Raw genomic sequence first — 24231 nt, forward strand, 5'->3', positions numbered from 1 at the left:
TCTATCCAGCGATTGCGGTAGTTGTAACGGAGGGCCGGGGATAACCCGGCCTTGTTATTTTCGGAGGTGTTTTTTAGTGTTGTGGTTCATCGTTTTGAGAACAGCGGGTAACGTTTGGAGAGAGTGGGGCACGGGACGCAAGTCCGGCCGGTTGAAGTGCGTGTTCCTGCTATCCACGGCAGTTTCGTTTTTCTTGCTTTGGGTTCCCGACTTTTGGGAGGCTATTTGCAGCGATCCTGTTTTATGGGTGCCTTTGAACGTTTTACTGTCTTTGCTGATGGGGACGGTAGCCCTAATTCTTTATTTTTTAGTTAATGTTTTCTGGTGTCTGGTTAACCCTCTGGCAGGTATTTGGTGGAAACTGGACGAAGAAGAAAAGAAAAACAAATATGTGTTTTTCTATGAGGGAAGGAGAGAAAACTGGTGAGCGCTTCAGGGCTTTTACTGCTGCTTCTGGTCGGGCCGGGAATTTTGTTTCTAGTCATGGCAGGCAAGTACAGCGAAGTAAAGTCTCCGTCAGGTTGGTTGTGGGCGATGCTTCTAGGTCTTGTTTTTTCGTTTCTGACGTCCGCTTGTCTGACATTTCTGGGTAGGACTGATGCTATTTGGAGCGTTTTGACTAATGATGGCAAAGTTTTAAATGTCATTGATTTTGGTATAGTGGACTACTCGGCTGCTTTTCTGCTGGGTGTTTTCTGGAGAATTTTTAGATTATCCAAAAGTCCCGCAGCACTCTGGTTACGCATTGAAAAGAGATTTCGCGGAGAAGGAGAGTTTTTTGTTTCCAGGAATATCCTGGAACATCTCCTCTTCATATGTCACTCGTTAAAGGTGCGACCACTATTGAAAGTTATTACTCCCGCGAAGGATTACGAGGGTGAGTGTATTAAGTACCAGTGGTCTGACCCACCTTCTCTCCTGCTCCTAGAAGAAAAAGATGGATCGATCGCAATGGTTTATATCAAATTATCCGAAGTACAAGCTGTTTATCTCAAGAACTGGGCTTTGTTGAAGAAGACACGGCACTACGACCAGGGAGAGTATCTGCGTTTTATAGACGAAGGACTGCCTGAAAGGCTGGAAGGGAAAAGAGACGGTTGTGGAAATACCTGGTCGATGGATGATTGATGTGACATCCTCTCTCCAATGAATTGGGGAGCATCCCGGCGCGGGACGGCCCAGCACTCAATAAATTGAGTGCTGGATTGGAGAGGTAGTGGTTGATGTAGCGCATCCACCTTTCTTCGCGGCCGGCTTCTTTCTTGACGCGGGAGAGCCTGCCTGCCTGCTGGAGTGCTTTCCGCCGTTCTGCCCATCGTTCCTTACGCCACCTTACCTGGCGGCCGTTAAAGAACACGTTATTGGACAGGACGGCCAGTTTGACGATACCGAAGTCAACCCCGATTACGCCGCCTGGCTCGTTAAGACGTGTTTCGTAGACAAGGGATATTGCCACATACCACTCGCCGCTTTTGTTCCGCCATATCTCCATGGACCCCTGGCGGCAGGAACCTCCTGCCGCCAGGTCCTGGAGTCTCCTGGCGTGGTATTCAGAAATGGCAAGCGGTACTGCTATCTGACTTCTGCCGGAAGAGACGGGAAACTTGATAATCCATGTGCCAGAAGGCAGTTGATGTATTGAGCAGCAGTCCTGCCGCACCATTACCGGAACTATCCTCTCAAATTTGGGCAGGCTGGCCTTCTTGCCCCTGTGTATGCGGGAAAGATAGGAGCGCCTGGCGGACAGCGCTTTAAGCATGGTGCACTGGAGCGTGCCCCGGTTGAGGTCGAACAACCCGCATGCCTGCCGGTAGGTTTGGCGGTTCAGGTGTGCCCGATTGGTGGTGTTTAATGTTTCGGCCTGTTCCAGAAACCAGGAGCACGCCTGGCGGTAGGTCTCCACCATGCGGACCATTTTTTCCAGCTTGCCTTTATTGGGAGGCAGGAGTTTTATTTTGAGAGTTACCGTTTGCATTCAGCATCTCCTCCGGTTTGCTTAAATTACAGTATAACCGGAAAAAAACCAAACTGCCATTCATCCCCCGATTAAAATCGGGGGCATTCTGGCGGGGTTTTTTGTAAATAGAGCTTCCTACTGAAGCTCGCGCAAAATGTATTCCTGAAACATCGGTTCAATGAATTTATACGACCCTCGCCCGCTTTTTTCGATGATTGCTTTGGCAATCAGGTAATCCAGCACTCTTTTAATCTCGTTGGGATTATCTTTTCGAGTATAAACCTTGTCTCCCGCAGCAATACGCTTCAACACTTTGCGGGTATAGAATTTCTGGCTGAGCTCATCCAGCTTTTCATCATAAACTTGAGCCAGGGTCAGTAAAGCACGGTCATATCCCAGCTGAACAAATTTTGAAGTTACGGTTTTTTTCCCTACTTCGAGAAGAGCGTAGTAAATCTCCGAACAAACCAGCATTGTATCCTGTGGATGGCCGCCGGTCTTTTGCAAGATTCCCTTGATAATTTCTCTGTTTACTTCAATATGTTGTTCAGCAAATTTTTGGGTGATGTATACCACCCATGAATCTTCGGGAATAGAGGGGATGGGAAGGACCACGGCAAAGCGATAAAATGCTTCTTTTCGGTTACCGAATAGAGTTTTCATCATGCCTTCTTTGGAGCCGAGAAAAAGATAAGACACGTTTTTATGGTTTTGAAAATGGGATCGCATTTTCTTATAGATCTCATCCTGGCCGGCTATACGGGAAGCATCCTGGAATTCGTCAAACAGGACCACCATATTTTTCCCATCGCGGGTCGCGAGGATTTCTGGTAAATCCAGAGCATATTCGAGCAGTGCATTTTCGTCCGGGTCTCCCTGGAGAAAGCCGAAACCGAATTCCAGGTCTTCAAGCTTAACTGTCAGTTTCGCCAGACCGGCGATGGCCTTGGCGCGGTCTTTCATAGCGTCCAGCGTTTTGCGAATCCCTGTTCTGTTTTCCAGGCAGGCGTTGATCAAAGAAACCGCGAATTCCCGTTTGTTTGAAAGGCGGAAAAAGTCTACAGATGCCGTGTAAAAACCCCGCTCTTTCAACCGTCTTAGAACTTCGTAAGCGATAGAAGTTTTCCCTATTCTGCGGGGGCCGGCCAGCATAACACTCTGTCCATCAGCCAATCTGGTTTGAAGGGAAGTGATAAAATCCTCTCTGTCCACGATGTCTTTCTCTGAAACAGGACCACCGACAGGAAATAATCTGGTGGGCAAAGTTGTGCACCTCCCAGGATATTACTCTTTTTGTAATATTATATTACATAAAATGTAACAAATCAATAATCCCGGCTCACTGGAGCTATTCTGGTAAAGAACAGCGAAAATTAACAAAAAATCCACATTTTGTTTAGAAAAATAAACATTTCTAACTGCGGAACACCTGTTTTAATCAAATAAGGTCAAATACCACTTTTGATATATTTGCCAGTATGTGTTACGATAAAGTTAATCAAAGTCAAAGTTAAAGTAGGTCAGGAGTGGTGAATATGCCCGAACTCCAGTTCCTCAAGATCGCGAAGCTGAGCACGCACCATTTCACCCTGCCGACCTCGTTTCTGCGTTCTGTGGTAAAAAAGTACGGTTACCGGCACTTGGCCGTCTACCAGTACGGCAGGGCGCTGGTGGTCGTTCCTGTAAACGTCGAGGTGGACGGGGAGGCCCTGGAGGACGTGCGGGGACTCCTGGAAGCGGAACGTGCAGATGCGGTAAAATAAGACAAAATCAATAGAAAGGGGTAATGCCGTTGCTGAGGTTTTGTTTGTTCATTCTGCTGTTGGCGCTTTTCGTCATCTTTATGCCGGGTCTGCATCCGGTGTAGAAAATCTCGGAAAAGGAGTGGTCTTATGTTCGAGCGCAGGGTTTCGATTTTTATACTGGCTTTTCTGCTGATTCTGGTCTTCGCCCTCCCGGCCCTGGCCGCTCCGGCCCACAAGGCCGTGTTCACCGTAGGGCAGAAAGCATATATCGTTGACGATCAGCAGAAACAAATGGACGCCGCCGCGTTCATCGAAAACAGGCGCACTTACGTTCCGGTGCGTTATTTAGCCCTGGCTTTGGGCGTGGCGGAAAAAGACATCATGTGGGACGGTAAAACGGCTACCGTGACCTTGAAGCTGGGCAACACCACGGTTAAGCTGGTCATCGGCAGCCGGACTATCTACGTCAACGACAAGGTTAAACAGATGGACGTATCTCCACTGATCCGGAACGGCCGCACCTACCTGCCGGCGCGGTGGGTGGCCGAGGCGTTCGGGTACACGGTAGACTGGAAGCAGGAAAGCCAGGCTGTGCTGGTTTGCCCGCCCGGGCAGGAGCCACCCGTAGTGGAGTTGCCGCAACTTGAGTCGGTACAGGGCAAGATTGACATGACTGCGGCCAGGGACGGCACGCTCAAGCCGCCGGTGGGAGCGATTGCTCCTCCGGACGTGTGGGGTTTCCCGGCCAAAGCCGTGCGGATGGAGTTCAAGGTGGGGGACCGGTACGCAAAGGTGTGGGGTTACACTCCTGAAATGGCTGAACTGGATCGAAAGATAGAAAAGAAAGCCAGGGAATTGTGGTATAAATACGTCGAATGGTTCTGGAGCGATATCAGCCCCTACAAAAACGAAGGATTAACTCCCGAAGACAACCCTGGCGGCAAGCGGTTCCAGAAATGGTACCAGAACAATCGCGACCCGGAATACGACAGTCTACTGGCACAGAAACAGAAATTAACTGACGAGAACACGTACCAGCTTGACCTGGGGACGCCGTGCGTGGTAGTGACAGCTAAAGAGGACGTTGACTGGCTCAAATCTAACTATCCCTTGGTTTACAAGCCAGGGACTTATGTGATTGTAGACGATCCGAAGAAAGAATACTGGGCCTTCTACGTCCCCTTTATTCCTGTGGCCGAGGCCTTCGGCGTGCCGAAGGAGAACATCGTCTGGGACGGCGAGCACCTGGCGGTGTTTGGATGGGACGGCCGGGCGGACGGGTACAAGGTCTGCGAAGCCGGGAAGAAGGAATCCTTCGTGAAGTGGCACAACGGAGAGGTAACGGTTGGCAAGTTAGCCTACCCGCTCTTCGTGAAGGACGGCGTGCCGATGGTCGGGATTAATAGTTTAAACGATTTTGAGGTGATTCTGTTTCGCAAGCCGGGTGGATACTGTGCTATCGTTAACATCTGGCCGGGAATGGCGGACGGCGGCGGCTGGGATTATGAGACCGGTACCGCGGGTGTAGTGGGAGAACTATGAATTCTGCTTGTCGGAAAAATCGAACCGCGTTATACTGAAGTACGGAAACGAAATCTGAACTGGGTGGTCAAGGTGAATGCGACGGCAATTAAACAGGAAATCCTGAGGGAACTTGAGCAGCTGTCTCTCGAGTTACAGTTAAGGGTGCTTGATTTTGTCCGGACGTTGCGTCTTTCTGAAACCGAAGGCGTGCCCGGTAAAGAACTCCTCCGTTTTGCTGGCATCCTGGCACCGGAAGAAGCCGAATTGATGGAACGGGCCATCGAGGAAGGCTGCGAGCGGGTGGATGCGGATGAGTGGTAGGTTCTTGCTGGACACAAACATCGTTATCGCTCTGTTCAAGGGAGACGCTATCGTTCAGAGAAACCTGGCCGGAGCAGATGAGGTATTCATACCCGCTACCGTCCTGGGAGAATTGTACTACGGTGCCCGTAAGTCCGGCTTGGTAAAAGAATCTGGTGCACATCGAAGAGTTTATAAGCAACGTTGCGGTGTTGGCCTGTGACGCCGGTACGGCCCGCGAATACGGCTTGATCAAGGATCAGCTACGGAAGAGGGGATAACCTATCCCGGAAAACGATATCTGGATCGCGGCCATTGCGCGACAGCACGACCTTGTTCTGGTCACTCGTGACGAGCATTTCAAAAAAGTAGAAGGCTTAAAACTGAAAAAGTGGTAACCTGAAAACTGCCAGGTTTAAGCATTTGGTGAAACACCGGGAAAAAACACCGGTGTTTTTCTTTTTTAAAATAGTTTTTCGGAAAGGAGATGATCACTATGCGAAAAGTAATTCAGGTCTTGATTTTCGCGGTATTGCTTATCGTGAATCTAGCTATTCCGGCTTGGGCGGGAACTAGATGGATACCTCCCGAAGACAACCCACCTCCCTCCTGTTATGCCGGCCGGGAGTACACCCGCCAGCACCGGGTGGACTTCTACGTCAATGAGTCAATGGTGAGCGCGAACCAGTACTCGCCCGGGTCCCGGCTGCTTTTCTCCGGTCACTGTTCAGTCTTCGACATCCCCGGGGATTTTGGAAGCGGTTACACAGCTGTAGGAGACAAGGACGATGTGCCCTCTGACGCGGCACTTTACCTGGATGCCCTGGGTGTGCCGAATATCGACGGGTACTGGATCGTAAGCCCCGCGTACTGGAGAGAACATTCCACGCTGGGTGGCATCGCCGCCCCTTTCACCGGCTCCGGCGAGATGATCTTCGACGTGCCGGTGACCACCGTAAGGGACAGCAGCGGGTTGAATCCTAATCGGGACACCATCAAAAACCCCAAATACTTCAGCAACGGCCCGGACGGGTTCCACGCGGGCGGTTATTACGGCGGAACCGGGTACCACTGGTTTTCCCAGGGGCAGCGGTCACCGGTGGGGCTGACAAGGGAGTGCGCCTCCAACCTCTGGAAACTGAGCACAACTACCCGCGCGGCGATCTGCTATTCCTACATCTACGGGCTTACAGTGACGGGCCTCGAACCGGTGGGATCTCCGTCGGACGGTAAGCAGACCTGGAAAATGACGGTTTTTAACACCACACCGTACATCGCGAAGAACGTAAAATTACGGGCCTACCTTGTCCACAGTGGAAAGTACGAACTCGTTGCGAATACCACTACCGACATCGGGCCGGTATTATTGGGCAACGGGCGGGGCGGCCTGATACAGCCGGCAGTTTCGTGGAATCTCGGATCAGGCGTACGGCAGGACGGCACGTTATACAACACGGTCACCTGGACATTTGACGTGCCGGTGCCGAGCGACGACTACAAGGTACTTGTTTCGGCCAACGTACTGTTCGATGGGTCGGGGGGCTATCCCGAGCCGCTGGCGACGACCGTAGCCTACGGGCGCAGCGCCGGTAATGTTGTGGGGCTCACCGGGACGAAGCCTGAAACCGCACAGTACTTTTCTTTTCCAGGAAATACTGTAGATGCCGTTGGCGGAGCTAAGGCTTATCTGGATAACTACGCCGAAAGTAATCAGCAAGCAAGGTGGTCGCCGCCGGAAGACGGTAACGGAGACCAGAACAACCGGCCAAACAACCTGGCGGTCATCAATCTCAAACTGTTCAAGGTCAACGAGCAGGGCGAGGAGGAGCCCGTCTCCGGCATAGTTGAGGTAAACAAGCCGTACAGGGTCAAAGCCACGTTCAATTCCACTTTCGATTTCAGCGGCTGGGCCAAAGTCAGGTTTTACGTCAAGCGCGAAGCCGGCTGGATGGATTTAAGAAAAGAAGAAAACGTATACTTCGAGCCTGGAGGAACCGTCCAAAAGACCTGGAACTGGACCGGGATGAGTGAAAATGTGAAGTTAATAGCGACCGTAGCCTACCGCTGGTGGGAACAGCAGTCCAAGTGGAAGGAAGAGCCCTTTGAAGGGAAGACTGAGGCAACATATGACGATAACAAAAGGGAATTAAGTACGGCTGGAACGGATATTCCGAAAGGCCCGCCGACACCAGGACGGTGGAGTTACCCGCTCTACTATCACCCAATGAAGTGGAAGGAAGTACCCGTATACGAGGAGTACACGGAGGACGTCTATGGCTGGAAGAAAGTGCCGTTTGTCAAGGAAGAGGGTGAGGAAAAGGTTCGGGTGCGGCTGGTACCCAATAATTAGGCCGTGCCCTCCTAAAGACCAAAATTTAAAGGAGAGAGGTGGTGGCTTTGTCCGGAAAAATCCTGAAAACCCTGTCGCTGTTCCTGGTACTCCTGGTGACCCTGGCAAGTGCTCCCGTTCCCGCCCTGGCCGCCCCGCAGCTGCAGTGGGTTGACCTGGTGACGGGCGTAAACAAGGGGAGTAACACGGTTACCACCAGGGCATTCGGCTATTACGCGGACGTCAAGGGATTCGGGCAGGTCTTCGTCATCTGCGACCCGAAGACAGGGAAGGAGACCGGCTGGGCCTACGTCCCCGGTACGAAGGTAGGTGAAAAGAAGGGCCAGAAGCTCGTGAGGTATGAGCGGCGCAGGGTCGAGGATTGGACTGTCGTCAAGCGAATTGATCCCGTACAGGTGAGGATAATTGCCCCCAATGTCTTCGATAGAGTAGCGTATACGGAATACAGTTGGGAACAAGAAAAACTGACCGGTGAGCTGAAGAGAGTGGCTTACGGCCCTGTATCGTGGCCGGGTTCCACGAAGGGTTACTTGCTCCCGGACTCCGACCCCGATTACTGGCTCATAGTGGCGCAGGTCACCAACCCGAACCCGTGGCCGGTAAAGGTAGAGGTGAGCGGGGACATTGAGAAGTTCCGGGAGGGTTTCGGGCACTGGGAAGACACGAAAATTTTGAGGTTTAATAAGGAACTTTCTCTAGGGCCCAACGAAACCAAGTTTGTGCTCGTCAACCGCGGGAAACCTTTCTCGAACGCTTTCCTTGCGGACGACACAGAGTGGAGAGATGGATCTCCCGACAGGCAGGAATCGTGGAGTGAGGGGCATTACCGCAGTGACATTGTAGAGAGCATGGATCCGGAACTCCCGGACTACTTGAAGCCAAACAAAGGTTTTATCGCGTTCCAGTACTTCGCTTGGGGTCCGCCCGTGCCGAAGGATCTTAGCGGGGGATTCACCGTGTCATACCGCGTCGAATGCCGGTTAAACACGTCGTGGCGATCTGCTTGGTGGTTCGATGGATACGTGACCCTCACGGAGAACGGCTGGGTAGCATACCCCGGAAAAAACAGTAAGAACTCGGACGCTGCAAAGGCCGCGGTAGAAGCGTTTTTCGCGAAGCACTGGCCGAAAGTACCGCGTGTCGATAAAGATGACAGAACTGTAGTAATTGACAACATCCGCTTCTACCGGTGCGAGGTAGGAGGGACGAGTGCTTGCATCAGCTCAGGCCCGACAAGTATCTGGTACGATTTACCCGGGCCGGCGATAACCGACCCGGACGCCGAAAGTTTGGAACTCAACAGCGGCTATGAGCGCATATTTAATGTAGACAACCCTTCTTACGTAGGCTGGACCAACAGCATTCCAGTTCTCCGGTATAAACCCGTGTTCATCGAGACGTACCGGTTTGTTCCGACAGATACCCCGGACATAGGTGCTCTTATTAAAGAGGTATCCCCAGGCTACCACATCTACGCTTCGCACCTTCGGAGACCGTACGTCCGTGAGGAGAGCCAGGGAATCACTTACTCGATCTCCTTTAATAAGTACGGAAGTGGAAGATACACACACTGGCTGTACGACGTCTACATTATGCACCACGTCCGGCTGATTGCGGTCAACCCGGACGACGCCGCGGTGAGCTTTTCAAGCAGCGGGTTTGCCCTCACAAATCTGAAGTTGGCTGTGAAACATATCGAATCTTATCTCTCCGATTACATGGACGTAGACGTTGATGTTATCTCTCCCGACTATGAGAGCTCTAACTATGATCCTGTCTTTCACCGACTGACTAACTTTTCCCTCGGCCCGGGCGAGAGCAAAGTTCTTTATGACGGCGACGTGGTCACTCATATTGTGATACCTGATGAGGTCTACGTCAGGAATAAGTACACCGAGAAGGTTCACAAATATGATATTCCACGCTGGGTAGTCGAACGTGCCGTGTCCGAGGCTTTTTCCCGTTATTTCAACTGGTCTGGGGAAGCCTGCTTTTGCGGGTACCCGAAATTTACCGTGGAACGTGCGGGGTCCAACGTCGCGAGTCTGAATCAGGCGCTGGCGCGGTACTCGTACAGGAGGAAGGGCGAGAAAAAATACAGATTCTACACGTTCGGAGCCGTGGCAAGGACAAGGTACCTGGAGCCGCTTTCGTACTTCAACCCGTATTTCAGCCCGACGGATGGGGTGTGCGCTCGCCCGGTTGACGAGGTCTGGCAGGCGATTTGGAACAAGCCCTCCTTGTCCATCACCGGTAGAGAAAGTCACTACAGGGGCAAGACCGCTTTTGGTGATTTCTGGCCGGTGATGTATCTGGCCCATGTCAAAAAACACAGATATTATTGGACAACAACGCTGCGTTGGGAGGACTGAGGCGAGCGACCGCTGACCTCGGCAACCCGCCATTAAAAAATTGTTTGTATTGAGAAGAGTGCGTACCGAGACTAATTTTTGGTTTTCCAGGGCAGGGTAGGGAAAATAAGACTGGTGCTGGAAAATTTCTTCCTTTTAAGAGAAGATAATTAGAAAGCCCGGCTCCCCTAGTGGGGGCCGGGCTTTTTGTAATTATACAGCTACCTGAATATCAAAGCATTGCGTCAACTACCCTGGTCTGGCGGCCGGGGCTTGCGGCGAAGAGTCACAGAAATCGGTGTCGCCCCTGCGGTGACAATCCGGCAGTGTTGACACGCTCCCGATGAACCTGTCCGTTTCCCAGGGGGAAGTGCACGGGGCAGGCGGGGGCAACCTGCCGCAAGACAGGGTATTCCTTATAGTGAGGAGGCTTTTAGTCATGATGGTTTTAGTTTAGATTGAACCTCCCCCTACTTCAGTAGGGGGATTCCACCGGTAAGACCGGCAGGCGGCCCCGTTCAACTGAGGCCACTTGCAAAGAGCTGTTTATGCGACGTGGGCTGGCGCGTGGAAAACATACTCACCCCGCGCAGGGCAGGGATTTCAACCGTTCCAGCGCTTCCCCGAAGGGAACGCCGCCTTTCAACTCTTTGCCCAACTGGTACAGGTGGTGGGTCTTTACCCCCTTCACCCGTCTCTGGAGATAGGCCCAATGCGCCCAGTGGTGCCGGCGCCTTGTCTTCTCCGGTAAGGCCGCCGACAAGACCGGTGGAACCTTCTCCTTGAACCCCATCCCCCGCCGGGCGATGACCAAAGCCGCCGCAACGTGAATGGAGATACCTCTTTGCGCCATGTATTTGAGTTTCCCCGCGACCGAGGTGTAGGCCGGCTTTACCTTGAAGACGGCCACGCCCTCTTTATCGGCCCGGGCGATTATAGCGTTCGTCAACGTACGGTAAGCAAAAAGGGTGATTTTCCGGTTCCTCTTCTTATTGCCGTACTTCAACCGGAACTTCGAATCGGTGGTGTCCAGATCTTCGATGACAATGGGTTTCTTTTTGATTTTGGCAATTTCCACGATGTCGATGGCGGCCTGCTCCAAAACTTTGACCGCCTGACCTTTCGTTAAGCCGTCCAGATTGTAAGGAACAGTTAACCAGTCAACAAGGTTTCCGTGTTGATTGGTTTCCGCTAAAGCCGCGTGGTCGTAATTCATGTCCAGGCCGATTACACCGTCGCCTTTGTAATAGTTGATGTAAGGATTCCTGGGTACATCCACGGTAACTTTGAAGATGTAATACTCCCCATGGTCTTCGATGGCCCAGGCAATTGGTTTTCTCCTTTCACTCTGGAAGATGATGGCGGAATCGACTTCTTCCTGCCCGTATTTAAAGACGACTGGCACAGTTACCGTAGTGCCGTCCGGCAGGTCGTATTTGAGAGTTTTCGTTTTAACGTCGTACCTGAACACGAAATTGCCGTACTTCGCGTCCAGCCGGCCGGATATGCGAAGGGAAGAGTACCGGGCCTTCCACCACTCTTCCAGCCACAGTTCATGGTCGTTTTTGTATTTCTCAACGGTGAATTGCTTTTTGAAGAGGGTTTTTGTGCCGAAAACGCAGCCCTTCAAAAAGCCGTTTTGGAGCTTTTCCAACTCTTCTTCCAAGCGGGTGATCGAGTATTTGATGAGTTTTACTCTGTTTTTCAAACTTTTTATTTCCGGGCGCAGGTACCGGTGTTCGAAATTGTAGGTATTGAAGAAAACGAGGGACTTCTTCTTGAAGTCCACACTGATGACGCCGGATTCGCGCCTGACGATGTTAGATCCGCGCCAGATTTTGAACCTGCCCTTCTTCAGCGCGGAGAGCAGTCTTTCTAGACGCCCGATTTGCCTGTTTAGTTCTTTTACCTTGTTTTTCTTGACGTCGATCTGCTCTTTTTTGCCGGCGATGTACATTTTCTGCAGTTCCTTCTGAGAAGCTATTTGTGCCCTCGCGTCCTGGACGGCGGAATTGGCCCAGTAATCGTCAAACCCGAAAATCTCTTTTATTTGGAGGTGCACGGAAGGGTCGTGGGTTATTCCGTAGTTATGTTCGGCCAGAAGCATCCTATATACCTTGTGCTTGGCCCGGTTGAAATCGATTAAGGCATTGGTAGTAGAAAATACCTGCTTTACAGTAAGTGTGTTTTTGTAAACCCGGTTGGAGAAGTACGTTTTTTCCATGGAATGTACACCTCAGAGATATTTTACCGCATGGAGCAAGGTTAGTACAAGCGTTTGGAAAACATAGATTTGCCGCCTTTCATCCTCCCATTAAAATGGGAGGTATTCCCGGCGGCATTAATAAAGATGGCAACCCTTTATCCCCCTATCACTTTAAAGATAACTACCGAGTCCCTTCGGGGATAGGAGTTAGTAGACTTACAACAACAGGGTTAACCCGGTAGATATAGTATTTCCATTACTACCGAATGAAGTTTCCCCGGTGACCGGCTGCCCGGCAAAAGAGAGGATGTGGTCGATTACCGGGAAAAATTCTTTTAAAGGATGAAACAGGACAACACAAACTATTTCTGGGAGGAATAAAAGGTGCGCAGAAAACTTCGCTTGCTGGTTGCTTTGCTGACCGTGAGTGCGTTTGTGTGTGGTGTTGTGGAAGCGGCTTTTGGCGCCGATGTTTCCGGCGTGTTCCCCAAGGCAGTGGACAAGGCCGAAACCTGGAGGGAGATGAGCCAGGTTGCACCGCCAGTTGTACAGCACAAAGAGCGTCAGAACTTCGAGGTCAAAACGCGCACGCGGAATGCAGGAGAGGAATTCCGGCTCAGGGTGAAGCAGAGGCTTGAGAGCGAGATCATTGAGGGAATTGAAAATGCAGAGGAAAAAGAACTTGAAAAACTCATTACCAGGCTGGAGCAGAAGCTGGCGGAAAAACCTGGCGACCCGCAGTTACTTTGGCGGCTGGCGGTGGCTTACCGGAACACCGGGGAGTACGATAAGGCCATTGAAGTATTGAAGGAACTCGAAACGCAGATGCCGCACCCGACCGCCAGGGTAGCGGTGCTGCTGGCCCAGTGCCTGAAGGCGAAGGGTGACCAGGAAGCAGCGCTGGCCGAACTGGAGAAACTGCTCGAAACGGCCACCGTGCCTGGAGCGGTATACGCGTACAGGGCTATCCTGAAAGAAGAGTTGGGCCAGGTAGATGAAGCGGCAGAAGATATTGAGAAGGCCATTGCTGCTGAACCCAGGGACGAGGTTCTTTACAACAAGGTCGGCGAGCTCTACAAAGAAATGGGCAAGAAGGGTATTAAGGTTTTCGTGAAGGGCAAGAAACTTCGCTTTGATGCTCAGCCCTTTATCGAGAAAGGCCGCACCCTGGTACCTGTCCGGGCCATCGCAGAGGGGTTGGGCCTTAAGGTAGACTATGACCGGAAGTCCAGCACGGCAACCTTCACAAACCCGGCCAACGGAAAAACGGTGGTACTATACCTCGGCCAGAACAAAGCAAAAGTCGGCAACCGGGAGATAAATCTTGACGTGCCGGCGAAAGTGGTGCCGCCAGGGCGGACAGCGGTACCTTTAAGGTTTATAAGCGAAGCTTTTGGTAAAAATGTCAAATGGCTTAAGGACGGCCAGGTGGCGGTAGTCAATGAACCGTAGTATAGTATCGTGCGGGAGCCCGGTGCTTTTTGGCACCGGGCTTTCTTGCTTTTTCGGAATTGTTTGCGGAGGATTTCCGAGCAGTGTATGGCGAACGGGAGGGGATACATGCCCTTAAACATTTGGAGTACTTCGGATTATTGGATTTGTAAGAGGTAGGACGGGAACGGTTACCCTGAAGGCCTGTCAGGCAAGGACATTCCTGTACTGGCCAGGATAATTGCCGTCGCCGATGCGTTCGATGCGATGACCACGGAGAGGCCGTACAGGAAAGCCGTATTAAAAGAGGAAGCGATGCGGGAAATAGTACGCAACTTTTGGACGGTGAGAAGGGAAACCCGGTATGTTCAATTTACCCCGTTTCGAAACTGGTCAACTCACCAAAAAACGACATGCCCGAGCTCATTCTGGAAGAGAGAAGTGCAGAACCGTAATACCCGCTTGTTAAGCCTGGTCAACTATATGCCGGAAAACTCCAAGGACCAGAAAAAATTAGAGCATATATACCCAGTTCAAACGCGGCGCGGTCGAAAAACGACCGTGCTTTTTCTTGTGAGCCCGGCATGGGCGATAACTTGGGGGTGAAAGTCCCCTGCGGGGGTTGGCAGCACCAACCGTTAGCCAACGGCAAGGGTATCCACAGCGACGTGGAATCCGAAGGAAGCCCGAGGCAAAATCCCGGCCCGAGGACCACGAACCGCGGGCGAGGCCGTCATATTCGGGCGAGCCTGCAAGACGAGACAAAGCCCAATGCTGCCAAGGGGTATGGCGGTAAAGGAGCGCATACGTAAAGAACTGCTCGCCGGGACCTACAGGCTGCAACCCGTACGCCGGGTCGAAATCCCGAAACCGGGCGGCGGAGTGCGATTTCTGGGAATCCCAACCTTATCCTCATGACCAGGGTAGCGCGCAAAGTCAAAGATAAGCGCATACTCAAATTAATCCGGCTGTACCTGCAGTCCGGGGTCATGGTAAATGGTTTGGTCCTGGTAACGGATGAGGGCACACCACATTGAAAATTTTGTGAAACTAAGTAAGACCGGGCAAAAAGCCCGGTGAGGCTGTTGACTTGTTTTTGTCAACAGCCTCAGCCTGGCTTATTAAGCCAGGCTTTTCTTTTTGGGGGTGATTTTCATGCCAAAAACAGGTTCCATAGTCTGCGCCAAGTGTCTGAGATGCATTTGGCACTACAACAATTTATGTACCGGGCTCAAAACTTGGAGTAAAGTTCAATGTGCCAGGAAAAAATTTGATTATTCTTAAAAAGCGGGTTTTGTATTGAAAAACAATAAGCGGAGGTGCTGGAGACAATGTTTAACGAAGAGTTCCTGCCTTATTATAGAAGCTTTTCTGGAAGAAACCGCTGAACAACTTCAGGAACTGGAAAGTGAACTGGTACTTCTGGAAAAGAATCCTTCCGACCGCACTTGCTTAAACGACATTTTCAGGATTGCCCACAATCTTAAAGGCGACGCGGCAACAGTCGGCTTTGAAGAAATGGCCACCCAGGCTCACCGCATGGAAGACCTTCTGGATGGTGTGAGAAAAGGGGAGATTTACCCTTCCGGTGAAGTTATCGACACATTATTCAATGTCCTTGACACGCTAAAAGGGCTGGCCGGCAAGGCCCGCGGAGAGGGCGGGGACGTCCTTGAGCTGCAGGGCCTGATAAATAAGGTGCTTCTCTAGCTCTTTTGTTGGAAAACGGCGGGCACTTTTTGTTTTGGGAAGAAAGGAAGGGGGTATTGATTGGATACCGATTGGGAAGGTAAAAAAACCCTTCTTACTGCCAGTCGCCGAATGGATGACTTGATTAACTAATATCAAGAAAAGCCCGTAAAAAAAAAAACAATTGCTTATGTTCAGCGTTAAGCCCACTCGGAGATTACCCGGGTGGTTTTTTTATAAATAAAATTTCAAAACCTCGAAGAAGGGGAGTGAGCTAATTGAAGGCAAAACTCTCAGTAATCAAGAAAAACGCTACCCTGACAGAAGCAATAGACATTTTTCTCCGTTATCATACCGCTTCAAATTCCCGGCCCTCTACCATCAGGTGGTTTCGCCAGTCCCTAGGCCATTTTGAGAAGTGGCTGGAAGCAGAAGAAAAGAACGGCTTGCTTTCAGGTATTACACAGGAAATTATCGAAGGATATATTGCCTCGATGTTTCAGAAAGGTAATCGTCCAGCCACGGTAAATAACCGGCTCCGCTGCCTGAAATGCTTTTTTAACTTCGCATATCAGCGGGGGCTGACCCGCCGGAACCCCGCAACCGGGGTGAAGTTTGTCAAGGTTACTGACTCGATTGTGCCCACTTTTGATTTGAAACAACTCGCCAAACTCCTGGAAGTCCCTGATAGAAGCACCTTTGTGGGACTCCGGGATTACACGGCTATGTTTGTAATGATGGACACCGGCATAAGGGTGGGAGAATTGCTTGGAATACGCCGGGAAGATATTGAGTGGGATCCAACCTCCAAACTGCCGGACGCATTTCGCATTCGCAACCCCAAGGCCCGGCGCGAACGCCTGGTTTGCCTGCCACCTGACACCGCCCTCGTAGTAGCTGAGTGGGTAAAAGCCCTGGACGAGGCCATGCCGGGAGCCGAGTGGCTCTTCCCCAGTTCCCGCGGCGGTAAACTGGCCGTAAGGAGCCTGCAGCAAAACATAAAACGCTACGGGGCCCTAGCCGGCATTGAAGGAGTGCGGGTCTCCCCTCACACGTTCCGCCATACCCTGGCAAAACATTACCTGATGGCCGGCGGAGACCTGGCATCCCTGAAAGAAGTACTGGGACACTCTACTCTTGATATGACCATGCGTTACGGGCGGTTGTTCAACCCGGACATCAGGAAAAAATTAACCAGGTTTTGTCCATCAGCGTCAATGAAAAGTTTAAAAAAGAAAGGAGGAACTTTGCTACAGAGGTAAAAAATAACTTTTTAAAAAACAGCGCGCGACCAGACTCTTGCGAAAAACTTTGAGTAAGTACTATTCGCTTTTTCCAAATAAACAAAGTGTCTTGCGTGTAGCTTTACAGAAAAAGGCGCGGGAGAAACCCGGAAACCCTTGAATTTACAGGGATTAAGCCGAAAAAACAAATTTTCGGTACTTTACGTAAGATTCAGGATCTTATGGGCGTCACGCTCGTGGAGGTTCAAGTCCTCTCTGCCGCACCAAGTCCCAATATTCAAGGCTTTCAGGGTTTTTCTCCTGAAAGTCTTTTCTTTTTCTCCCACCAAATAATTTCGACGACGCGGCTTGATGTCCGCAAAAAAGAAGCCATCAAGGACGACAGCGAGATTATCGGAAACCGCATTATATCGTCAGTCAATTGAAGCCCGCACGCTGGATGGCATACCCGTTGCCTTCCGCTAGTGCAAGTGCTGGTATCAGGTTGTTAGCTGATAGTAAAATAGGAATTACCTTCCCGGCTGGGGATGACAATGGTACTGGCTAAAATCACTTAAAAATGGACAGACGTACCCTCTGGCTTGTGGAGTTTCGAATCATTGCAACATTTTCCATGCAGTGATTGGGTGAGTAAATTGTGCAATTCGCATTCTATTCAAAAATTCATCCCTGTCTTCAGGCACAACAGTATCACGCATGTGCTTTATCATAAGCTTAATTAGCTGAAAGTATCAGCCATTATGCCAAGTATTTGTACTCCGGGCAGGCCACGTACCGGGAATTTCCGACAGCCCGGTATTCTTCTTAATGTCAGTAGATACAATCACAAAGCTTCGACATTAATATCCTCACTAAAATGTCCAAGATTAGCCGCTAAATATTCAAGTTTCAGATTATTTTCTACCTGTTTTAAATTCTCCAATAATGGGAGCAGTACATTTACGTCATGCACGTTGGCAGGTAAAATAATGGAGATTAACGGTACCAGCCCTTGTTTGGAATGACAGACGACAGTACGTTTGCAGCAACCCGCAAAATGTTTATTTACGTTAGTCTTATTACGCATGGTGCCCACGGCAGCATCCGGGTCGGTGAATTTCACAGGAACAGTTCTCTTTATCATCGCAGTTACAGCGTTTTCTTTTCGGCCCGCCAACGTTGGCAAACAATGGCCTGGAATCAACTGCAGATCTCACACACTTTTTCATCGGCTAAAATTCATTCATCCATTTTGCTTCGGATTTTAATAATGTATTCGATAACACTTAAGACGAAGCTGACATCATCATCATCTAGCTGCTTTACATATTTAATGATTTGCTCTTGATTAAAACTTAATTGCGGTCTAGTTTCCGAAAAAAATTCAGCCATAGAAATATTCAGTGCCTGGCATATCAGCTCAAGATTCTTGCAAGAGATATTTTTCTTCCCGGTTTCAACGTTCCATAGAAAGCTATGGGCCAAACCTGTCATTTGAGAAAGATTCCTTAAAGAAACCTTCTTTTTTTCACGCAATTGCCTAATACGTCGACCGATATCCATAGTAACCCCCGTTTAAATGTATCTCTATAGATATACAAATATTGCAAAAACTATTGACATTTGCTATCTATAGTTATACAATGTACTAAACTAATCAGGAAAAAATAACTAGCCGGGTGATAAAATCAACCACCCCTCCCTTCGCTAACGACAACGTTCAGGAAGGGGCTTGCGTAAGCAAGCTAGTTGAGTAGGGGGCCTACCGGTAAAGGCAGGCAGCAGTTGTCCAGGTCGCGGCATAAAGAAAACGATCGACCTAAAAAACTGCTTGACGAAAAAACCTCGAAATAGAGATACTGAAGGACTGTTAAAATACCAGACCCCTGGCGGAAAAAGTAAGTGTCTCTAAAAAATGGATAAGCCACGGATCTTTTTAGCCCCCTAGATAAGTTGGACAGTTTAGTTGAATCTGTTACAGCTAATGGATAATAGGGGGCACAAATTAAGAATGACTAGAAAGCATTACTCGCCAGAACTAAAAATGCAAATCGTTAAAAAAACTATGGAGACGGGCAACACCTCTATCGTAGCCAGAAGGCATGATATCACACCCAGTCTGGTCAGCCGATGGGTGAGAAATTATAAAAAATACGATACCTTTCACTTAATAAAAGAACAACGTAAAACAAAAGAAAACACTTGTTCTCTTAAGGAATATAAAGCAGTATGCAATAAAATAAAAAGTTAAAGAAACTCCCGGGGAAAAAAATTGGAAATTGCCATTCTCCACGACTTGTTTAAAAAACCAACCCAAACTTGCAGAGGATACCTTTTAAAGCGCCAAATTTAAATACCCATATAGAGGCCTTTCACGCTATTTTGGAAGAGGAATGCTTATCCCGACACGAATCTCTCAGTTATGCTGAGGCATATGAGATTGTTGACAGCTTTATTCGGCTCTATAGCAAAATTCGTACTCACTCAGCTATTAAATATCTGGCACCAGCAAAATGTTACCGGTTAAGCTGAAGCCGGTTAAATTATAGTAGGATAAAGGCATGTTCCTTGGTGAGCCCTTATCTTGAGGTTTTAAGGCGGCGCCGGAGGGCAGCCTTGTTATAAAACTCTATAAAATAGTTAGTATGGAAGACTATTTTAGGGGGTCAGTTCGCTTTAAAAAATGGGTGTTTTCTGGCACTCGGTTTAAAACAATACAAGTGCCAGCAACACCCGCATAGAAGGGGAGTGTGATAGTGTCCTCGCCGGAAATGTTAAAACTTAAAGAAATGCGGAGGACATTGAGTCAGCAGCAACATAAGCTGAGAAATACGGGTTTTGAAGAAATGTATTACTATGGTACCAGCGAGGCTTATTTCCAGGCCATGGACTTGGCGAGTCAGATAAACACCCTCAGCACCCATATTCAATTATTAGAAAAGAACGAAAAACCTGAGATGAACAGGTTTAAACCTGAAACTGACCATAGTAAACGGTCCTTTGCAATTAAAGTCCATACCTGGGGGAGGAAGAAATGATATGTCATACTGTTGGATTGCTCTCCGTGTCTCCACAGGACAAGAAGCATATGTAACGCAAAGCTTAAAAAAATTTATGGATAGAATGGGAGCCGATCATTTGATTAAACAGTACTTTTCAGCTACAGAAAATGTATTCGTCTTTGATAGAAAGAGAATTATTTTCAAGCCTTTATTACCCGGCTATATATTTATTCAGTGCTTGTCCGAAGCTTATAAGGAAATTGGGCACATACTTCGCAGGTTTCCTGGTGTATACTCAGTTTTAGGACGGGTTAACGACCCGTACGAAATAGAAAGATTTCAGGATCAATGCCAAGGAATCGGAGAAGTACAGGTACATGACAATAATACCATAAAGAAATTGCAGGAAAAGTTTAAAGAAATTATTGCCGTGAAACGATACAAAAAAACAATAATTCAGCTGCCTCTCAAAATATTGAAAGTCTTGGATGCTAAAGGGTGGAGGATTCCCTTTAACAGTAAGGGAATAGTGCAGGCTCTTCTTAAAGCTACAAAATTAGATCTTTGAAATAAATTGACATTGTTAAACTGGCCAATAGATATTATAGTACAAATTAAGTCACTTTTTATACCTAATAAAAAATTATTTATAAATTAAAGGGGCAGCTGATAGTGGTTTTGAATGCACTACACAAATTCCCAAAAACATCACCAGAAATATGGCTTTACGGCCCGGGATATATTTATAAAGACCTGCTTTTTTGCTTCCCGTCCCGATACGAAGAAAGAATGGTTAAATTTCTTCTCGGACCTGAAGAACGAAGATGTTCAAATATACAACTCAACTTTCGCACACCGAAAGTTGTAGTCGAACCTTTAAAAACACCGGCAGCCCGACTATAAAATGGTCGAGCAACTCATTTATTTTAGTGCCAGATAGAAGCAAATATTTTTGTAAATAATTTTTCAATAGCTCCATCAAAAGACCAAACGCTTCAACAAACTCGATAGGTAGAAAAGCTCGCCCAGCCTTCTGAGATCATTAGTAGAAGCGAGAACTTTAGCTCTACCGCGTTTTTCCCTCAAGGAAGCATAGAGAGTTTTTTTAGGCCCACTTGTTTTTCCCGGTACTAGTAGAAAATCTTGGATGTTGCTTTAATCATGCAAACCACGTGCAATTTATGTTCCAGGACTCGGCGGATTAATGCCGGGCATACAAACCAGCTGTCAAACAGCAGGTACCTGGCAGGAACTTTATAAGCATTAACCTGCTCAAGTAAGTCAAACATGACATCGGTATTTTATTGATTCCTTCGACTCTTCTCTTGTAGCCGTTGGTGCGCTTGTCAACCCTGGTATTAATACCGCAAATGGGGTTCCATTCCTTTTCTGAACTAAGCAGTGAGAATGCCAGGGGTAAAAAGGTATTTCCATCCGACCAGCCCAGGGTTAACATGCGAAACCCGCGGTGGTATTTGTGACTGGCATAGTCGTATACCTCGGCCCAAAGCTCAACTTTCTTGCTGCGGTTAAGGTCCTCCTCAAGCAGTATATATGAGGACTGGTTTACAGTTATTCAGGGCAGTGATTAAATTTTCCCAGACGCAATGAAACGTCTGGGATTTTTTATTTTTAAAAGAATGATAACGGGAGGTGTTATAGTGACAAGTCGTACTATACAAGAAGTCATTTCAGATTCTCCAGAACTAATGCAATACTTTGTTATGGTACACCTCTGGTAAGTGGATTACTTTTTCCATCCCCTGCACCTGGCCCGGTACTCATAATAGGTCTGCGCAAATATTGAATTGACTGAGATTGAGATAGAGGAGGTGACAAAACCTATTTGCAAATGCCGGGAGAAATGGAGGTGTTTTTGTGGCAAGATTTGACCGAGCATTGTTTTTTGCCCTGGCAGCCAGGGACCGGGTGAGCGCGGTCCATAGTTACAAAGTAGCAAATTATTTGGTACGTTTAGCTGAAACCTGGGGACTAAAAGGAAAAGAGGTATTGACTTTTTACCAGGCGGGGCTTTTACATGACATTGGCAAGATCGGCGTTTCCGACCGGCTGCTTAAATCCCGCGAAAGATATACCGAAGCCCACTGGGAGGAAATGAAACAGCATGTTCGCATCGGAGGAATATTGCTCAAAAGTTTAGGGTTTGCGGAGGAAATTGTAAAGGGTGCCCTGTACCATCACGAGAGATTTGACGGCGGTGGATATTTATGCGGGCTGGCCGGGGAAAGGATACCTTTAGTAGCCAGAATGATTGCCGTTGCTGATGCCTTTGAGGCGTTGACCGGCTACCGGCCCTACCGCAGGCCGGTCGAACCCGGTAGAGCTTTGGAGATTATGGCAGAAAGCAGAGGACAGTTTGATCCGGCACTGTTCGAGGCATTCCGCGACATGTGGGAGGGAAGGACGACACATGCCGGTAGATCAAAAGCAGCCAGAACATCCTATATATATGACAGTTTTTTAGTTTGAAATTTTAAGAAGGAGGTATTGTTTAGTGGTTAAGGAGAGAAAGTTAGCACCGCTGCCGGCAAAGGCAGAGGAACAGAAAAGCGAGAGCAAAGCGGATTTTGAGTTAAAGAAGGTCGACCCCAAAAAGCTGGAAAATCAACGCAAAAAGGCCAGGACCTTCGCCAAGCAGCAGCAAATAGCCGAGCGCATTGCCGCAGCTAGCGAAGAGCTTTCCGCCGGAGTAGAAGAAGCTTCCGGGGCAGTAGAGGAGCTGCGGTCGGCCATGGAGCAGATAGCCAGCGGGGCCGAGGAGGCCAGCAGCGCCACCCAGGAAACGCTAGCAGCTGCTGAGCAGGCAACCAGAGGTATCCAGGAAGCAGCAGAGAATACTTCTAAGGTCTCAGAGCGAATAAAGGCCGTTCAGCTTCTGATGAAGGAAATAAATTCCGACATTGAAAAACTCATAGATGGCGTTAATTCAGCCGGTGCCAGGAGTGAAAACTCGGCCAGGCTGGTAGCCGAACTGGAGAAGCAGGCAGAAGACATTGGAGATATTGTGCGGACCGTAGTTAAAATTGCCGACCAGACCAACCTGCTGGCCCTTAATGCGGCCATTGAGGCGGCCCGGGCCGGAGACCACGGCAAAGGATTTGCCGTGGTGGCGGATGAGGTAAGGACTCTGGCGGAGACATCCGAGAAGGCAGCCAATGACATCCGCGAGCTTATCGCGGCCATCCAGCAGGACGTCAAAGTGGTGGCCGATGCCATTAATCAGGTTGCCGCTAATGCGCGGCAGGAAATGGAAAAAGGTAAAGCCATTACCAGCGAGCTGAGAGAGGCCGCAGGTGCCATGGAAGACGTGACGAAGGCGATAGTGCAGGCTTACGATGCTTCCCAAGAGTCCGAGCGCAGCGCCCAATATCTCCAAGAGAGGGCAGGTGAAATTGCTAAAGCGGCAGAAGAGCAGGCCAGTGCAGCAGAGGAATCGCTAAAAGCCGTAGAGCAACAGACCAAAGCTTTAAGCGACGTCAGCACCTCGGCAAGCGAGCTGGCCGAAATGGGCGAAGACCTCAAGATGTCCACCAACATTTCCAAATCGGCAGAAGGCCTAGCCGCTGCAGCGGAGGAGCTTTCGGCGGCTATTGAGGAGTCTACCCGCTCTGCCCAGGAGATCATGGCGGCCCTAAACCAAATTTCCAAGGGGGCTCAAACTCAGGCTAAGGCGTCAGAAGAGTGTGCCAGCGCTGCCGGCCAGGCAGAAGAGAAGGCCAAGCTCATCGATGAACTGGCAAAGGTTGCCCTGGAAAAGATGGAAACACTATCTGAGGTCCAGGCCCGCAACAAAGTTAACGTAGACGAGCTGATCGAAGGGATTTCCCAGGCCATGAAGGCTAACATTGAAAATGTCGACAAGGTCAAAGCTTTAGAAAAGAAGGCAAAAGAGATAGACAAGATAGTAGAAACAATTGTTACTGTAGGCATCCAGACCAATATGCTGGCGGTCAGCGGGGCCATCGAGGCTGCCCGGGCCGGCGAGTACGGCAAGGGGTTCGCCGTGGTTGCTTCCGATATCCGCAACCTGGCTCAAGATAGCGCCCGTAATGCCGACCAGATTAAGGAGCTGGTGAAGGGTATCCAGCAGCAGGTTAGCATAGTATTAAAGGACATTGAAGAGATAGGAGAAACAATGAGTCAGGAGGTAGAAAAGGCAAAAAAGACCACTCAAGACCTGGTTCGCATCGAAGCGGACATAAAGGCAGCTTTAGACGGCTCCAGAGGATTAATCGAGAATGCGGCCGAGGTGGCAACCGCTGCCGGGGAGATCAGAAAGGCCGTGGAGCAAATTGCCCAGGCGGCCCAGGAAGCAGCTTCAGCCTCCGAACAGGCTGCAAGTGCCAGCAAGCAGCAGGCCCAGGGAATGGAAGAACTGTCCAAAGCTATCGATGAAATAGCTGCGCTGACAGACGAGCTGCAGCAGCTTTAA

At 49.4% G+C, this 24231-nt stretch carries 27 protein-coding genes and 2 pseudogenes; 22 read left to right on the forward strand and 7 right to left on the reverse strand.

The window, feature by feature from the left end:
• Positions 1 to 76: 76 nt before the first annotated feature.
• On the forward strand, positions 77 to 427 hold the full coding sequence (locus ACX4JR_RS10065; RefSeq protein WP_476057939.1) for a hypothetical protein: 351 nt from the start codon (positions 77 to 79) through the stop codon (positions 425 to 427).
• Positions 424 to 1128, forward strand: a complete 705-nt coding sequence (locus tag ACX4JR_RS10070; RefSeq protein ID WP_476057940.1) for a hypothetical protein — start codon at positions 424 to 426, stop codon at positions 1126 to 1128. Before ACX4JR_RS10065 ends, ACX4JR_RS10070 begins: the two co-directional genes overlap by 4 nt.
• Here the strand turns inward: ACX4JR_RS10070 and ACX4JR_RS10075 are convergent.
• Positions 1052 to 1975: a nuclease/transposase family protein gene (locus ACX4JR_RS10075; RefSeq protein ID WP_476057941.1), complete on the reverse strand. Its 924-nt coding sequence runs from the start codon at positions 1973 to 1975 to the stop codon at positions 1052 to 1054. The two genes, ACX4JR_RS10070 and ACX4JR_RS10075, sit on opposite strands and share 77 nt — an antisense overlap.
• Positions 1976 to 2092: 117 nt before the next feature.
• Positions 2093 to 3220 carry an AAA family ATPase gene (locus tag ACX4JR_RS10080; RefSeq protein ID WP_476057942.1) on the reverse strand — a complete coding sequence of 376 codons (1128 nt, stop codon included), beginning with the start codon at positions 3218 to 3220 and terminating at the stop codon, positions 2093 to 2095.
• Between the two features lie 350 nt (positions 3221 to 3570).
• Here ACX4JR_RS10080 and ACX4JR_RS10085 point away from each other — a divergent pair, with 350 nt between their 5' ends.
• Complete coding sequence (locus tag ACX4JR_RS10085) at positions 3571 to 3720, forward strand: hypothetical protein (protein WP_476057943.1); 150 nt, start codon at positions 3571 to 3573, stop codon at positions 3718 to 3720.
• 78 nt (positions 3721 to 3798) lie between these two features.
• Here the strand turns inward: ACX4JR_RS10085 and ACX4JR_RS10090 are convergent, their stop codons facing one another.
• The gene (locus tag ACX4JR_RS10090) at positions 3799 to 3993 is read right to left on the reverse strand and encodes a hypothetical protein (RefSeq protein WP_476060599.1); all 195 of its coding nucleotides are present in this window, start codon (positions 3991 to 3993) and stop codon (positions 3799 to 3801) included.
• Between ACX4JR_RS10090 and ACX4JR_RS10095 the strand changes: the two genes are divergently transcribed.
• The 6 genes from ACX4JR_RS10095 to ACX4JR_RS10120 all read left to right on the forward strand — a co-directional run bounded on the left by ACX4JR_RS10095 (position 3994) and on the right by ACX4JR_RS10120 (position 10248).
• Positions 3994 to 5244 carry a copper amine oxidase N-terminal domain-containing protein gene (locus ACX4JR_RS10095; RefSeq protein WP_476060527.1) on the forward strand — a complete coding sequence of 417 codons (1251 nt, stop codon included), beginning with the start codon at positions 3994 to 3996 and terminating at the stop codon, positions 5242 to 5244.
• A 72-nt stretch (positions 5245 to 5316) separates the two neighbouring features.
• Complete coding sequence (locus tag ACX4JR_RS10100; RefSeq protein WP_476057944.1) at positions 5317 to 5547, forward strand: hypothetical protein; 231 nt, start codon at positions 5317 to 5319, stop codon at positions 5545 to 5547.
• The gene (locus tag ACX4JR_RS10105) at positions 5537 to 5749 is read left to right on the forward strand and encodes a PIN domain-containing protein (protein ID WP_476057945.1); all 213 of its coding nucleotides are present in this window, start codon (positions 5537 to 5539) and stop codon (positions 5747 to 5749) included. The genes ACX4JR_RS10100 and ACX4JR_RS10105 overlap by 11 nt, the downstream gene beginning before the upstream one ends.
• Positions 5750 to 5840: 91 nt before the next feature.
• Positions 5841 to 5924, forward strand: coding sequence for a hypothetical protein (locus tag ACX4JR_RS10110; RefSeq protein ID WP_476060528.1), 84 nt, complete (start codon positions 5841 to 5843; stop codon positions 5922 to 5924).
• Positions 5925 to 6022: 98 nt separating this feature from the next.
• Positions 6023 to 7876 (forward strand): hypothetical protein, encoded by a 1854-nt coding sequence (locus ACX4JR_RS10115; RefSeq protein ID WP_476057946.1) that lies wholly within the window; start codon positions 6023 to 6025, stop codon positions 7874 to 7876.
• A 47-nt stretch (positions 7877 to 7923) separates the two neighbouring features.
• A complete protein-coding gene (locus ACX4JR_RS10120; protein ID WP_476057947.1) occupies positions 7924 to 10248 on the forward strand; it encodes a hypothetical protein in 2325 nt (774 codons plus the stop codon).
• Between the two features lie 559 nt (positions 10249 to 10807).
• Here the strand turns inward: ACX4JR_RS10120 and ACX4JR_RS10125 are convergent.
• A complete protein-coding gene (locus ACX4JR_RS10125; RefSeq protein WP_476057948.1) occupies positions 10808 to 12451 on the reverse strand; it encodes an IS200/IS605 family accessory protein TnpB-related protein in 1644 nt (547 codons plus the stop codon).
• 366 nt (positions 12452 to 12817) lie between these two features.
• Here ACX4JR_RS10125 and ACX4JR_RS10130 point away from each other — a divergent pair, with 366 nt between their 5' ends.
• The 7 genes and pseudogenes from ACX4JR_RS10130 to ACX4JR_RS10160 all read left to right on the forward strand — a co-directional run bounded on the left by ACX4JR_RS10130 (position 12818) and on the right by ACX4JR_RS10160 (position 17222).
• On the forward strand, positions 12818 to 13885 hold the full coding sequence (locus ACX4JR_RS10130; RefSeq protein ID WP_476057949.1) for a stalk domain-containing protein: 1068 nt from the start codon (positions 12818 to 12820) through the stop codon (positions 13883 to 13885).
• 171 nt (positions 13886 to 14056) lie between these two features.
• Positions 14057 to 14470: pseudogene (locus tag ACX4JR_RS10135) on the forward strand (HD-GYP domain-containing protein); the annotation flags it as partial.
• Entirely contained in the window at positions 14449 to 14676 is a 228-nt protein-coding gene (locus tag ACX4JR_RS10140; RefSeq protein ID WP_476057950.1) for a hypothetical protein, read from the forward strand. The pseudogene ACX4JR_RS10135 and the gene ACX4JR_RS10140, both read left to right, overlap by 22 nt.
• Positions 14663 to 14895, forward strand: a pseudogene (locus ACX4JR_RS10145) (group II intron reverse transcriptase/maturase); the annotation flags it as partial. The gene ACX4JR_RS10140 and the pseudogene ACX4JR_RS10145, both read left to right, overlap by 14 nt.
• Before the next feature lie 268 nt (positions 14896 to 15163).
• Positions 15164 to 15574 carry an Hpt domain-containing protein gene (locus ACX4JR_RS10150; RefSeq protein WP_476057951.1) on the forward strand — a complete coding sequence of 137 codons (411 nt, stop codon included), beginning with the start codon at positions 15164 to 15166 and terminating at the stop codon, positions 15572 to 15574.
• A 257-nt stretch (positions 15575 to 15831) separates the two neighbouring features.
• Positions 15832 to 16815 carry a tyrosine-type recombinase/integrase gene (locus ACX4JR_RS10155; RefSeq protein ID WP_476057952.1) on the forward strand — a complete coding sequence of 328 codons (984 nt, stop codon included), beginning with the start codon at positions 15832 to 15834 and terminating at the stop codon, positions 16813 to 16815.
• Between the two features lie 218 nt (positions 16816 to 17033).
• Complete coding sequence (locus tag ACX4JR_RS10160; protein ID WP_476057953.1) at positions 17034 to 17222, forward strand: hypothetical protein; 189 nt, start codon at positions 17034 to 17036, stop codon at positions 17220 to 17222.
• A gap of 398 nt (positions 17223 to 17620) precedes the next feature.
• Here the strand turns inward: ACX4JR_RS10160 and ACX4JR_RS10165 are convergent, their stop codons facing one another.
• Together ACX4JR_RS10165 and ACX4JR_RS10170 are read right to left on the reverse strand one after the other, a co-directional pair.
• On the reverse strand, positions 17621 to 17953 hold the full coding sequence (locus ACX4JR_RS10165) for a transposase (protein ID WP_476057954.1): 333 nt from the start codon (positions 17951 to 17953) through the stop codon (positions 17621 to 17623).
• 62 nt (positions 17954 to 18015) lie between these two features.
• Positions 18016 to 18339, reverse strand: a complete 324-nt coding sequence (locus tag ACX4JR_RS10170; protein ID WP_476057955.1) for a helix-turn-helix domain-containing protein — start codon at positions 18337 to 18339, stop codon at positions 18016 to 18018.
• 448 nt (positions 18340 to 18787) lie between these two features.
• Here ACX4JR_RS10170 and ACX4JR_RS10175 point away from each other — a divergent pair, with 448 nt between their 5' ends.
• From ACX4JR_RS10175 to ACX4JR_RS10190, 4 genes are all read left to right on the forward strand, one after another.
• Positions 18788 to 19027, forward strand: coding sequence for a transposase (locus tag ACX4JR_RS10175; RefSeq protein WP_476057956.1), 240 nt, complete (start codon positions 18788 to 18790; stop codon positions 19025 to 19027).
• Positions 19028 to 19095: 68 nt separating this feature from the next.
• Positions 19096 to 19308 carry an integrase core domain-containing protein gene (locus tag ACX4JR_RS10180; RefSeq protein WP_476057957.1) on the forward strand — a complete coding sequence of 71 codons (213 nt, stop codon included), beginning with the start codon at positions 19096 to 19098 and terminating at the stop codon, positions 19306 to 19308.
• A 224-nt stretch (positions 19309 to 19532) separates the two neighbouring features.
• Positions 19533 to 19814, forward strand: a complete 282-nt coding sequence (locus ACX4JR_RS10185; protein WP_476057958.1) for a hypothetical protein — start codon at positions 19533 to 19535, stop codon at positions 19812 to 19814.
• Positions 19777 to 20346 carry a transcription termination/antitermination NusG family protein gene (locus ACX4JR_RS10190; protein WP_476057959.1) on the forward strand — a complete coding sequence of 190 codons (570 nt, stop codon included), beginning with the start codon at positions 19777 to 19779 and terminating at the stop codon, positions 20344 to 20346. Before ACX4JR_RS10185 ends, ACX4JR_RS10190 begins: the two co-directional genes overlap by 38 nt.
• 562 nt (positions 20347 to 20908) lie before the next feature.
• Here ACX4JR_RS10190 and ACX4JR_RS10195 read toward each other — a convergent pair.
• The gene (locus ACX4JR_RS10195; RefSeq protein ID WP_476057960.1) at positions 20909 to 21067 is read right to left on the reverse strand and encodes a hypothetical protein; all 159 of its coding nucleotides are present in this window, start codon (positions 21065 to 21067) and stop codon (positions 20909 to 20911) included.
• Between the two features lie 589 nt (positions 21068 to 21656).
• Between ACX4JR_RS10195 and ACX4JR_RS10200 the strand changes: the two genes are divergently transcribed.
• Positions 21657 to 22268, forward strand: a complete 612-nt coding sequence (locus ACX4JR_RS10200; RefSeq protein ID WP_476057961.1) for an HD-GYP domain-containing protein — start codon at positions 21657 to 21659, stop codon at positions 22266 to 22268.
• Positions 22269 to 22293: 25 nt separating this feature from the next.
• The gene (locus ACX4JR_RS10205; protein WP_476057962.1) at positions 22294 to 24231 is read left to right on the forward strand and encodes a methyl-accepting chemotaxis protein; all 1938 of its coding nucleotides are present in this window, start codon (positions 22294 to 22296) and stop codon (positions 24229 to 24231) included.

It is taken from the genome of Desulfofundulus sp. JL263-se (assembly GCF_056316025.1).

Coding starts and splice junctions, on each gene's coding strand:
- ACX4JR_RS10175 (WP_476057956.1), top strand. CDS start 18,788: ATGACTAGAAAGCATTACTCGCCAGAACTAAAAATGCAAATCGTTAAA.
- ACX4JR_RS10115 (WP_476057946.1), top strand. CDS start 6,023: ATGCGAAAAGTAATTCAGGTCTTGATTTTCGCGGTATTGCTTATCGTG.
- ACX4JR_RS10170 (WP_476057955.1), bottom strand. CDS start 18,339: ATGGATATCGGTCGACGTATTAGGCAATTGCGTGAAAAAAAGAAGGTT.
- ACX4JR_RS10105 (WP_476057945.1), top strand. CDS start 5,537: ATGAGTGGTAGGTTCTTGCTGGACACAAACATCGTTATCGCTCTGTTC.
- ACX4JR_RS10075 (WP_476057941.1), bottom strand. CDS start 1,975: ATGCAAACGGTAACTCTCAAAATAAAACTCCTGCCTCCCAATAAAGGC.
- ACX4JR_RS10125 (WP_476057948.1), bottom strand. CDS start 12,451: ATGGAAAAAACGTACTTCTCCAACCGGGTTTACAAAAACACACTTACT.
- ACX4JR_RS10095 (WP_476060527.1), top strand. CDS start 3,994: ATGGACGCCGCCGCGTTCATCGAAAACAGGCGCACTTACGTTCCGGTG.
- ACX4JR_RS10195 (WP_476057960.1), bottom strand. CDS start 21,067: ATGTTTGACTTACTTGAGCAGGTTAATGCTTATAAAGTTCCTGCCAGG.
- ACX4JR_RS10140 (WP_476057950.1), top strand. CDS start 14,449: ATGGGCGATAACTTGGGGGTGAAAGTCCCCTGCGGGGGTTGGCAGCAC.